Origin of the sequence: Candidatus Effluviviaceae Genus I sp. (genome assembly GCA_016867725.1) — a bacterium.
GTDB lineage: Bacteria > Joyebacterota > Joyebacteria > Joyebacterales > Joyebacteraceae > VGIX01.
In genome coordinates, this window is record VGIX01000045.1 from 1 (window position 1) to 11,205 (window position 11,205).

Below are 11,205 nucleotides of genomic sequence, written 5' to 3' on the forward strand. Positions count from 1 at the left end.
ACCACGGGAGTGGCCCTTGCCAGGTCTGCGTCTGCGCGCCGGTGTCCGTGTGAGCGGCGACCGGGATTCGGCAGCAGGGTCCGCGGGCCTTCCGCTCTCTCCGGTTGCCGGGGCGGCGGCCGGCGGGTAGCATCGCGTCGCCATTGGTTCAGTCCGGCGTGGAGGCATCCATGAGCGACGACCGCCTGAGCGTTCTCCACATCATCGAGTCCCCGTCGTGGACCGGGGCGATGGCCCAGACGCTGGCCCTCTGCGAGGGGCTGGCGAAGCGGGGGCACCGCGTGACGCTCGTGACGACGGGGGGGAGCATCCTCGATGGGCGGGCGCGCGCGGCGGGGATCGACGTCGTCCCGATGGACCTGATCTCGGAGCTCCACCCGCTCGTCATTGGGCGCCTGGCGCGTCTCATCGCTGCACGCTCGGTTGACGTGGTCCACGCGCACCGCGCGCACGCGCACACGCTGGGGCTCATCGCGGCCGCGCTGACGCGCCGCCCGTTCGTTGTCTCGCGCCGCGTCGCTCACAGGCCGAAGGACAACCTGGGCAGTCGCATCAAGTACACGTCGGGGGTGGTCACGAGGATCGTTGCGATCTCCCAGGCAGTGAAGGACGTGCTCGTGGACTACGGCGTTGACCCAGAGCGAATCAGCGTCGTGTACAGCGGGACGGACACCACGCGGTACCGTCCCGGGCTCGATGGCGGGCGCGTGCGGCGTGAGCTCGGGGTGCCGGACCGGGCGCCACTCATCGCCAAGGTCGCCAACTTCTATCCCGGCTGGAAGGGACACGACGTGTTCCTTCGGGCGGCGCGTCTGGTGCTTGAGGCCGTACCGGATGCCTGGTTCCTTCTGGTAGGGAAGAGCACCGACTCGGAGGCGATGCGGACCGCCGTCGCCGCAGCCGGGCTGGGCCATCGCGTCGTCATGGCGGGATATCGTGAGGACATACCGGAAGTCCTCGCGGCGATGGACGTCCTTGCGAACTCCCCTCGCTCCCGCGAGGGTCTGTCTGTCGCGATCCTCGAGGCGCTCGCCGCCGGGCGACCGGTCGTCGCGACACGGGTCGGTGGGATCCCCGAGATCGTGCTCGACGGTGAGACCGGACTTCTGGTCGCGCCCGAGGACCCGAGGGCTCTCGCGGACGCGGTCGTGCGGCTCGTGTCCGACAGAGAACTCGCGGCGCGGCTGTGCGCGAACGCGGTGCGCCTGGTCAGGGACCGGTTCACGTTCGAGAGAATGGTCGAGGGGAACGAGCGCGTCTACACGAGCATCGTGTCAGGGCGGCCGGGACGATGAACTCCGAGTCGCGGCAGGGCGGACCGACCTTCGTCGCCGACGCGATGCTCGGGCGACTTGCGAAGACGCTCCGGATGCTGGGGTACGACGCCGCGTATGCCGCCCACGCCCCCGACGAGGAGATCCGGCTCGCGGCCCTGCGCGACGGGCGCGTGATCCTCACCCGCGACCGTGAGATCGCCGCGACGCGCCTGCCCGTCCGCGTCGTGCTCGTCGAGGGCGACCGCGTGGCGGACCAGCTCAGGTTCGTGGCGCGCGAGCTTGGCCTGTCGCCCGACCCCGCGGGGTTCTTCTCCCGGTGCCTGCGCTGCAACGTGCCCGTTACCGAGGCCCACGCCGATGAGATGGGCGGGCTCGTGCCGCCGTACGTCCTCGCGACGCAGTCGCGCTTCGCCAGGTGCCCGTCGTGCGGGCGCGTCTACTGGGCGGCGACGCACGTCGCGCGGGCGAGGGCGTGGCTGCGGTCCGTCCTCGGAGAGAGGGGTGGGGGAGCGGGCGTGGCGACGCGTCGCAAGAACGTCCTCGTGACCGGGCGCCCCGGGGTCGGGAAGACCACGCTCATCCGCGCGGTCGCGTCCCGTCTGGGCGTGCGCGCGATGGGGTTCGTCACGAGGGAGATCCGCGAGGGCGGCGAGCGCGTGGGGTTCCTGATCGAGGACCTCGACGGGTCCGCCTCGGGCGTGCTCGCACGCGTGGACCTCGAGAGCCCCTACCGCGTCGGGCGATACGGTGTGAACCGGGACGATCTCGAGCGCGTGGGCGTGCCGGCCGTCGAGCGCGCCGTCGCCGGCGCGCGCCTCGTCGTGATGGACGAGATCGGGCGCATGGAGCTCTGCTCGGAGCGGTTCCAGCGCGCTGTGCTCACCGCGCTCGACTCGCCGGTCGCCGTCCTTGCGACCGTCCAGGACCGGTCGAACGCGTTCCTCGACGCGATCCGCGCGCGCGACGACATCGTGCTGCTCCGGGTCACCGAGGCGACCCGGGACGCCGTGCGCGATGAGGCGGTCCGGGCTCTCAGGGTTCTCCTCGCACGGGATGGTGCCGGGCCCGACGGCAGCCCAGGAGCGTGACATGGCCCGCGTGCTCACCGTGCTCTTCTGCGTGACCTCTCGCGACTGGGGCGGCACCGAGAAGTGGGCGCTCGAGGCCGCGCGCTCGCTGTCCGGGCGCGGGCACGGCGCCATGGCGCTCTGGTCGCACGAGCGCGTCCTCCGCCAGGTCGAGGCGCGCGGCCTGCCGGCTCGCCGCGTGTGGCTCCCGGGCGATGTCAACCCGATCTCCTTCGCGTCGCTCGCCGGCGCGCTTCGCGCCGAGCGCCCGGACGTGCTCGTGCTCACGAAGCAGCGCGAGCACTGGGTCGGCGGGCTGACCGCGCGTCTCGCCGGCCGGCCGCTCGGCGCGCCGTGGAGTCGCTGGGCGTCGAGCCGGGCGCGCCCGTGGTCGTGGCGGTCGGGCGACTCGCGCGGATGACGGGCTTTGACGCGCTGATCAGGGCCTTCGCGGAGGTGCGGTCGCAGGTGCCGGGGGCGCGGCTGGTGATCGTCGGCGAGGGCGGCCGGCGGAAGGACCTCGAAGAGGAGGCGCGGCGCGCGGGCGTCGCCGAGGCGGTCGTGTTCGCGGGCTTCCGTGACGATGTGCGAGACCTGCTCGGAGCGGCCGACGTCTTCGCGCTCTCGTCGTTCAACGAGGGGATGGCGAATACGCTGCTCGAGGCGATGTCCGTCGGCGCGCCGATCGTCGCGACGGACGTGTCGGGGACCAGAGAGGCCGTCCGCGACCGGGAGGACGGGCTCGTCGTCCCGCCGGGAGACGAGCGGGCGCTCGCCCGCGCGATCGAGGAGCTGCTGAGAGACCCCGCGCTTGCGCGCAGGCTGGGCGGCTCGGCCCTGGCCAGGGCCCGCTCGCTCTTCACGTACGAGAGGATGGCGGAGGACCTCGAGGGACTCCTGCTCGACGCCGCGGTCAGCCGGCGGCGCGGCGCCCCGCGCGGTCCGGAGGCCACGTGCCGGCCTTGATGCCGCCCGCCAGGACGAGGAAGACGCCCGAAAGTCCCACGGGCACGGCGAGAAGCAGGAGCGTCCTGAGCGCGCCGAGCGGCGGGTAGTAGGGCGCCCGCAGCAGCACCCACGCCACCGCCAGGAGCGCCGCCGCGACGAGCCCGATTCCGGCCGCGGTGTGCCATCGGAGCCCCGCCATCGCCGCGAGCACGATCAGGATGGTGTAGACGATCTTGACGACCGCGACGAGCAGGCTCTCCGGCTCGGCGGTGAGCGTCATGCCCAGCCAGAGCACCGCGAAGACGGCGGCCGCGACCGCGGCGGCGATCGCGAGGAGCTTCCAGGCGCCGGTGTCGTCCGACGGGCGGCTCAACGGATCCTCCGTCCCGGCGGCTGCCGGTCCTCGATCGAGGGGCCGACCGAGGCTCCGTAGACCGTCGTCTCGACCGTGCCGTCAGCGCCGACGACGCGGTCCATCGCCTCGTCGTCGAAGGCGCCGATCGTGCAGCATCCGAGGCCCAGCGCCGTCGCCGCGAGATAGGTGTTCTGACCCACGTGCCCCGCGTCGAGGAACACGTAGCGGTGCCCGCGCTCTCCGTAGCGCCCCGTGGTCCTGGGGAGCACGGCCGTCCACAGGAGCGTGACGGAGGCCTGCTTGCACATCGTCTGCCCGAGCGCGGCCTTCGCGACCTCGGCGCCCACGTCGCCCGCGCGGATGAGCATGAGCGCGTGGTCGTCGGGGATGAACCGGTAGAGCCCCGGATCGAGCCCCTTCACGTTGTTCACCACGACGTACGCATCGATGGGGTAGCACGCTCCGGCGGACGGCGCGTTACGGAGTTCGCGCGCGCCGGATCGGCCGGTGACGCCGTGCGTGGACCAGAGAAGCTGCGAGAGCGCGGCCGTCGTCATCGGTCTCGAGCCGTAGTGGCGCACGGAGCGCCGCGACGCGAGCACCTGCCACAGCGGAAGACCGCCCTCGGCGATCGGGGTCGGAAGTTCGAAGACCGCGCCGGCCGCCTCGCTCTGCGGTGTCCCGACGCCCTCGCCCCCCGGGGCTTCCGGGCGCTTTCCCTCGCGGGGCCTGCGCGATCGCTGGGTCCCGGCCATGCTCGCCTCCGTGCCGGCACGCGCCGGCGCTCGTTCCGCGGCGCCTTCCGTGGTGGAGTCCGGCCGCGTTCAGAGGAGCAGTATAGACCATGCGCTCAGGCGCGCCAAGCCCCTGACCGCGGTTGCGCGCGGGGAGCGGGGGCGGTATCCTCGCCGTCAGGAGGCATCATGATCCGGCACTCACACCTGTCCTTCCTGGGGGCGCTTGTGGCCTTCGCATCGCTGAGCGGAAGCCCGGAGATCTCCCGCGCGGCGACCGTGACGCTCATGGTCCGCGTGCCCGCGACGACGCCCGCGGGCGCGCGCGTCTTCATCTCCGGCAACATCGACGCGCTGGGACCGTGGAACCCGGCGGGGATGGAGCTGGGCGACCTCGGCGGGGGGCTCTACGCCGTCACGCTCGAGGTGCCGGACGCGTTCGACTTCGAGTACAAGTTCACGCGGGGAACCTGGGAGACCGTCGAGAAGGGCCCGGGCTTCGAGGAGATCGCGAACCGCCGTCTGGAGCGGGCGAGCAGCACGACCTTGCGCGACGAGGTGGCGAACTGGCGGGACCAGGGAGAGGAGCGACGAGGCGCTCCCACCGTCGTCGGGGACCTCCGCGTGCACGCGGACTTCCCGTCCGCGGCCCTCGGCGGCGGCCGGACCGTCCACGTGTTCCTGCCTCCCGGGTACGAAGAGGACCCCGACGCGAGGTATCCTGTCCTCTATATGCACGACGGGCAGAACCTCTTCGACGCGCGGAGCGCGTTCATCGGCGTGGAGTGGGGCGTGGACGAGACGGTCACGCGGCTCGTCGAGGCCGGGCAGATCGAGCCCCTCATCGTCGTCGGCATCGAGAACGGCGGCGAGCGGCGAGCGGCGGAGTACACGCCCGTTCCCGACCCGAGCCGGCCGCACCGCGGCGGCGAAGCCGACCGGTACGCCGCGTTCCTCCTGAACGAGCTCAAGCCGTTCATCGACGCGACGTACCGGACGCTTCCGGACGGCAAGCACACCGGCGTCATGGGCTCGTCGCTCGGCGGCATCGTCTCCATCTACCTCGCCTGGACGCACCCCGGCGCGTTCTCGCGCGTCGGCGCGATGTCCACGGCCTACAAGTGGGCGGACGGACAGATCGTGGACTTCGTCAAGGAGTCGCCGCTGCCCCGCGGTCTCCGCGTGTGGATCGACATGGGCACTGCCGAGGACCGGAGCGACAGCGACGGCGACGGCGTGCCGGACATCATCGCGCTCCACCGCAGGATGCGCGACGCGCTCGCGCTCAAGGGGCTCGAGCCGGGGCGCACGCTCCAGTACTTCGAGGACGAGGGCGCGGGGCACGACGAGCGCGCCTGGGCCGCCAGGCTCCCGGCAGCGCTCCGCTTCCTCTTCCCGCCGGTCACCCCGCCGTAGACAGCCCTTCTGCCGATCGCAGCGTCTCGTGAGCGCCTCGCAAGGGAGGGTCGAATGGTGCAGCAGGGATCAAAGGTGGCGCGCGTCGCGCTTGCCGCCGCGGCGTTCGCGGTGGCCGTCGCGGGGAGCGGGGTCGCCGCCGCGCGTGGAGAGGCTCTCACCGCGGCGCGTCCGACCGTCAGCGCGGAGGGCGGCAGCGTTGTCCTCAACCCCCGGCGCCCCGCTCCGTCGCCCGACGGGCGGCTCATCGCGTTCACCTACATGGGCGACCTCTGGGTCGTGCCTTCGGACGGCGGCCGCGCGGAGCGCCTGACGGTCCACGAGGCGGCGGACGACACGCCGCTGTGGTCGCCCGACGGCTCGCGGATCGCGTTCACGTCGAACCGCGAGGGCAACGAGGACGTGTACGTGATGCCCGCCGCCGGCGGCGCGCCGACGAGGATCACCTGCCACAGCGGCTGGGACGAGGCCCAGTGCTGGACGCGCGACGGCCAGAGCGTGCTCTTCGGGTCCTACCGCGACACGCTGCGGGCGCAGCTCTACATCGTGCCGGCCGCCGGCGGCGCCCCGCGCCGCCTCATTCGCGACCGGGCGATGAGCGCCGCCGTGTCGCCGGACGGCCGCTGGGTGGCGTTCGTGCAGGGCGGCACCGAGTGGTGGCGCCGCCACTACCGCGGCAGCGCGTCGCGGGACATCTGGCTTCGAGCCTTCGACGGCGGACCGAGCTACCGCATCGTTGCCTCGCCCGGCGACGACGACCGGCCGATGTGGGGCGCCGACGGCGCGACGCTGTACTTCGCGTCCGAGCGGGACGACCGCGTGATGAACCTGTGGAAGGTCTCTCTGACGCTTCCCCCGCCCGGCGCCTCAGGCGAGCCCGTGGCTGGCGATCCCGTGCAGGTGACGCGCCACGCCTCCGGCGCCGTCCGCTTCGCGAGCATCTCGGCGGACGGCACCCTCATCGCGTACGAGTGGAACGCGGGGCTCTGGAAGCTCAGGGTTCGCGACGGCGAGCCCGAAGAGGTCCCGATCGACGCGCCGAGCGACCTCAAGTGGAACAGCGAGCTCCGCACGACGCTGTCCGGCGGCGTGACCGAGTTCGCGCTGTCCCCCGACGAGGACGAGCTGGCGGTCGTCATGCGCGGCGAGATCTACGTCTTCTCCTTCGAGGACGGCGAGACGGGTCGCTCCCAACGCGTGACGCAGACGGCCGCCCGCGAGCGCGACATCGCGTGGATGCCCGACGGCCGGACGCTCCTCTTCGCGTCCGACCGCGAGGGGAACTACGACCTCTACGCGGTCGCGTCGGCCGAGGACGGCGAGGCGCGGCTCTCGCGCGCCGTGAAGCGAGAGGTGCGCCGCCTCACCGACTCACCCGATGACGAGCTCGCGCCGCGTCCGTCCCCCGACGGGGCGATCATCGCCTACAAGCTGGGCGCGGGCTACCTCTGGACCATGGCCGCCGGGGGAGGGCGAAAGCGGCAGCTCCTCCCCGAGGCCGAGATCCTCCACATGGACTGGTCCCCCGACAGCCGGTGGGTCGCCGTGAGCCGAACGACGATGGGGCACAAGGAGGACATCTTCGTCGTTCCGGCCGCGGGCGGCGAGGCCGTGAACGCGACGCTCCATCCGAACGACGACTTCCAGCCGCGCTGGACCGACGACGGGAAGCGCCTCTCGTTCGCCTCGCGGACCGACGACGGGCAGTACATGCTCAAGTACATCTGGCTCACGCGCGAGGAGTTCTGGAAGCCCGCGTCGGTGCGCGAGGACGAGGAGAAGGACGCCGGGACGGAGAGTCGGGACGACGGGGACGACGCGAAGGAGAAGGACGGCGCGAAGGGCAAGGACGCGCCCGCGCAGGTCCGCATCGACCTCGACGGACTGAGCGAGCGCACGGTGACCGTGATGAACATGCGCGGCGGGTACGACTTCTACGCCCAGAGCCCCGACGGAAAGAGGTACGCGTTCCGCTCCGAGACGCTCGGAAGCGACGACCTGTGGATCGTGGACTGGAAGGGCGACCGCCTCACGCAGGTCTCGGAGGGCGGCTGCGACCCGCGCGGGATCGTCTGGGACGGGGACGGGACGACGTGCTACTACGTCGCGCACGGCGGGAACATCGCGACCGTGACCGTGGACCCCGAGTCGGGGAGCATCAAGAGCCGGGGCAACGTGAGCGTGTCGGGGCTCTTCACCGTGAGCATCCCCGCCGAGCGGCGCCAGATGTTCAACGAGGCGTGGCGCATGCTGTGGAACGGCTTCTACGACGAGGACTTCCACGGCGTGGACTGGCAGGCCGTCCGCCGGCGCTACGAGCCGCTGGCGATGGCGGCGTACACGGAGCGGGAGTTCCGCGACGTCGTGCGCGAGATGCTCGGTGAGCTCTCCGCGTCGCACCTGGGCATCTACAAGGGCGACGGCGGCGGGGCGTCAACGGGCAGCCTCGGTCTCTACGCCGACGAGCGCCAGGCGGGACCCGGTCTCCGGGTGCGGCGCGTCATCCCCGACGGGCCGGCCGACCGCGCGGGCATCCGGGCGGGCGAGTACATCGTCGCCGTGAGCGGCGAGCCGGTGCCGGTCGGGGCCGACCCCGCCTGCTTCTTCAACGACACGGTGGACCGCGACATTGTCATCCAGGTTGCGGAGAGCGCCGCAGGGCGGAAGCAGCGCGAGGTGCGTATCCGGCCGGTCGGCGGAGGGACGCACCAGCGGCTTGTCTACGAGGCGCGGCTGCGCGAGAACCGGGCGCTCGTGGACAGGCTGTCCGGCGGCCGGGCGGGCTACGTGCACATCCCGGGCATGGGGCTCGGGAACCTCGTCCGGTTCCAGGAGGACCTCTTCGCGCAGGGGCGGGGCAAGGACGGGCTCGTCATCGACATCCGCGGGAACGGCGGAGGCTCGGTCCACGACGGGATCCTCCGATACCTCGACCGGCGCGTGTACGGCTACGAGACGACGCGGACGCGCCCGCCGTCCTACAACCCGCTCGAGCTGTGGACGAAGCCGCTCGTGCTCCTCATCGACCAGTCGTGCTACAGCGACGCGGAGATCTTCCCGATGGGGTGGAAGGCGCTCGGCCTCGGGCCCGTCGTCGGCACGCCGACGTACGGGGCCGTCATCGGCACGAACGACCTCGAGCTCATCGACGGCACCGGGTTCCGCGTGCCGGGGTCGGGGTGGTACGACGGCGAGGGGAGGAACCTCGAGAACCTGGGCATCGAGCCCGACGTGCGCGTGGACGCGGCGCCCGAGGGCATCGCGTCCGGCGCGGACGTGCAGCTCGAGAAGGCCGTGGAGGTGCTCCTCGACGAGATCGCCGCGCGGCGGTAGCGTGAGAGCCGGGGGGCGCCTCGGCCGGCGCCGCGTCGCGGGACGGGCCTCGGCCGGCGCCGCGTCGCGCCGACGGCGCCGACCCGCTACGCCTCCGCGCGCAGACCGTCGAGCGTCTCGACCGCGCGCCGGAGATGGGGGATGACGATCGAGCCCCCCACGACGAGGGCGACGTTCATGGCGTCGAGCATCTCGTCGTCGGACGCTCCCTCCTCGGCGCAGCGGACGATGTGGTACGCGATGCAGTCGTCGCAGCGGAGCACCATGGAGCAGGCCAGGCCGAGGAGCTCCTTCGTCTTCGCGTCGAGCGCGCCGGGTGCGTAGGCCCGCGCGTCCAGCGCGAAGAACCGCTCGATCCCGAGGTGCCCCTTGGCGTGGACCCGTTCGTTCTGCGCTTCCCGCCGCTCTCGGAACTGCCTGAGGCGCGATGCGTCCATGGACCGACCTCCGTGTGCGATGACCAATGCCCCGCCGCCGCCGGCGCGCGACCGGCATCGTACCCGATGAGCGGCGACGACCGCAACGGGGGCGGCCCACGCGCGATCCGGCTCTCGACGCGCGTGGACCCGTACCACGACGGATGGCGGCTCTCCGACTACCTGGCGCATCGATTCCGCTATCTCGACGCGGCGACGTGGGCCGCGCGCCTTGCCGCAGGCTCAATCTCGGTCAACGGCGCTCCGGGGCGGCCTGAGACGCCCGTCGGGCGCGGCGACCTCGTGGAGTACGAGGTCCTCGTCGTCGAGCCGCCGGTGGACTTCTCGTACGAGGTCCTTCACGACGACGAAGACGTCGTGGCCGTGTCGAAGTCGGGGAACATCCCCTGCCACGCCGGCGGCTCGTACTTCACACACACGCTCGTCGCGCGGGTCCGCGCGGACCTCGGTCGGCCGCTCGACCTCGCGCACCGGCTCGACCGCGAGACGAGCGGCGTCGTCGTGCTCGCCGGGAACCGCGAAGCGGCGCGCGCCCTCTCGGGCGCGTTCGCGCGCGGCGAGGTCGCGAAGGAGTACGTCGCGGCCGTGCGCGGAGAGCCGTCGTGCGACGCGTTCGAAGTGGACGCGCCGATCGCGCCGGCGGGGCGCGACTGTCCGGTCGCCCGCCGCGTCGTGGACCGCGAGCGCGGTCGTCCGGCGAGGACGCTCTTCCGGGTCGAGTCGCGACGCGGCGGCTTCGCCGTGGTGCGCGCGGACCCGCTCACGGGGCGCACGCACCAGGTCCGCCTGCATCTCGAGCACGCGGGGCACCCGATCGTGGGCGACAAGATCTACGGGATGCCGCCTGATCTCCTGCTCGAGTCGGTGCGGAACCCGGCCGCGCCGCGCGTCCTCGAGCACCTCCTGCTTCCTCGTCACGCGCTGCACGCCGCGCGGCTCGAGTTCCTTCATCCGCGGACGGGCAGGCTTCTCACGCTCGAGGCGTTCCTGCCCGCGGACATGATGGAGTTCATCGCGGGCATCGACCGACACCGCTAGGCCCGGTGTCGCGGCTCCAAGAAGAGAGGGCGGGATCGCTCCCGCCCTCTCTCACTTCACATGACACCGGGCGAACCCGGCGTGCCCTTCCGAGGCTACCTGTACATCGCCTTGATGGAGCCCCAGGTGGCGTCCTCGACGGGCGACTGCTCCTCGCCGCCGAGCTTGATCCACTTCACGTACCAGCCGAGGTCTGTCGTGGCGTAGCTGTCCGAGCCCGCGTCGAGCCTGACGATGACCGTCTGGCCGATGAAGTCCACGAGGTTGAAGCAGTCCCTCACGAAGGTCGTGCTCGTGCCCGTGAACATGTCCTGCTGCCAGACGCAGGCGCACGGGTAGTAGGTCGAGGTGTTCTTGCCGTCGTAGCCGCCGAACGGGTAGACGAGCGTCCAGGTCTGGCCGCCGTCGGCCGACACCTTGACGTTGCCGCCGTCCCAGTTCGTCTCGAAATCGTAGAAGTGGCAGAGCTCGATGCAGTAGCAGCTCGGCGTGATCGGGAAGGTGCCGACGATGACCGACTCGCCGAAGCTCACCGGGTAGGCCCCGGCCAGGTTCGTGGCCAGGACGTGGGTCACCGGCACGCCGTCGCACGCGACCGTC

11 protein-coding genes are annotated in these 11,205 nt (G+C 72.1%); 7 read left to right on the forward strand and 4 right to left on the reverse strand.

Annotated features, from left to right (window positions below; translation table 11 throughout):
• Nucleotides 1–170 precede the first annotated feature (170 nt).
• Genes FJY74_08370 through FJY74_08385 form a run of 4 tightly spaced genes read left to right on the forward strand, consistent with a single transcriptional unit; the run spans nucleotide 171 to nucleotide 3,310 of the window.
• Nucleotides 171–1,295 (forward strand): glycosyltransferase, encoded by a 1,125-nt coding sequence (locus FJY74_08370; protein MBM3308326.1) that lies wholly within the window; start codon nucleotides 171–173, stop codon nucleotides 1,293–1,295.
• Entirely contained in the window at nucleotides 1,292–2,365 is a 1,074-nt protein-coding gene (locus tag FJY74_08375) for an NTPase (protein MBM3308327.1), read from the forward strand. The genes FJY74_08370 and FJY74_08375 overlap by 4 nt, the downstream gene beginning before the upstream one ends.
• A gap of 1 nt (nucleotide 2,366) precedes the next feature.
• Nucleotides 2,367–2,765 carry a hypothetical protein gene (locus FJY74_08380; protein ID MBM3308328.1) on the forward strand — a complete coding sequence of 133 codons (399 nt, stop codon included), beginning with the start codon at nucleotides 2,367–2,369 and terminating at the stop codon, nucleotides 2,763–2,765.
• Complete coding sequence (locus FJY74_08385; protein ID MBM3308329.1) at nucleotides 2,699–3,310, forward strand: glycosyltransferase family 4 protein; 612 nt, start codon at nucleotides 2,699–2,701, stop codon at nucleotides 3,308–3,310. Before FJY74_08380 ends, FJY74_08385 begins: the two co-directional genes overlap by 67 nt.
• On the opposite strand, the gene FJY74_08390 is transcribed toward FJY74_08385, so the two are convergent.
• Together FJY74_08390 and FJY74_08395 are read right to left on the reverse strand one after the other, a co-directional pair.
• Complete coding sequence (locus tag FJY74_08390) at nucleotides 3,258–3,665, reverse strand: hypothetical protein (protein MBM3308330.1); 408 nt, start codon at nucleotides 3,663–3,665, stop codon at nucleotides 3,258–3,260. The genes FJY74_08385 and FJY74_08390 overlap by 53 nt on opposite strands.
• Nucleotides 3,662–4,402, reverse strand: coding sequence for a SagB/ThcOx family dehydrogenase (locus FJY74_08395; protein MBM3308331.1), 741 nt, complete (start codon nucleotides 4,400–4,402; stop codon nucleotides 3,662–3,664). Before FJY74_08395 ends, FJY74_08390 begins: the two co-directional genes overlap by 4 nt.
• 168 nt (nucleotides 4,403–4,570) lie before the next feature.
• Here FJY74_08395 and FJY74_08400 point away from each other — a divergent pair, with 168 nt between their 5' ends.
• Together FJY74_08400 and FJY74_08405 are read left to right on the forward strand one after the other, a co-directional pair.
• Complete coding sequence (locus FJY74_08400) at nucleotides 4,571–5,797, forward strand: hypothetical protein (GenBank protein MBM3308332.1); 1,227 nt, start codon at nucleotides 4,571–4,573, stop codon at nucleotides 5,795–5,797.
• A 54-nt stretch (nucleotides 5,798–5,851) separates the two neighbouring features.
• On the forward strand, nucleotides 5,852–9,130 hold the full coding sequence (locus FJY74_08405) for a PD40 domain-containing protein (GenBank protein ID MBM3308333.1): 3,279 nt from the start codon (nucleotides 5,852–5,854) through the stop codon (nucleotides 9,128–9,130).
• Between the two features lie 86 nt (nucleotides 9,131–9,216).
• Here the strand turns inward: FJY74_08405 and FJY74_08410 are convergent, their stop codons facing one another.
• Nucleotides 9,217–9,567 carry a carboxymuconolactone decarboxylase family protein gene (locus FJY74_08410; protein ID MBM3308334.1) on the reverse strand — a complete coding sequence of 117 codons (351 nt, stop codon included), beginning with the start codon at nucleotides 9,565–9,567 and terminating at the stop codon, nucleotides 9,217–9,219.
• 66 nt (nucleotides 9,568–9,633) lie between these two features.
• Between FJY74_08410 and FJY74_08415 the strand changes: the two genes are divergently transcribed.
• Nucleotides 9,634–10,605 carry an RluA family pseudouridine synthase gene (locus FJY74_08415; protein ID MBM3308335.1) on the forward strand — a complete coding sequence of 324 codons (972 nt, stop codon included), beginning with the start codon at nucleotides 9,634–9,636 and terminating at the stop codon, nucleotides 10,603–10,605.
• Nucleotides 10,606–10,700: 95 nt separating this feature from the next.
• On the opposite strand, the gene FJY74_08420 is transcribed toward FJY74_08415, so the two are convergent.
• A partial coding sequence (locus FJY74_08420) for a hypothetical protein (protein MBM3308336.1) occupies nucleotides 10,701–11,205 on the reverse strand: 505 nt, incomplete at its 5' end.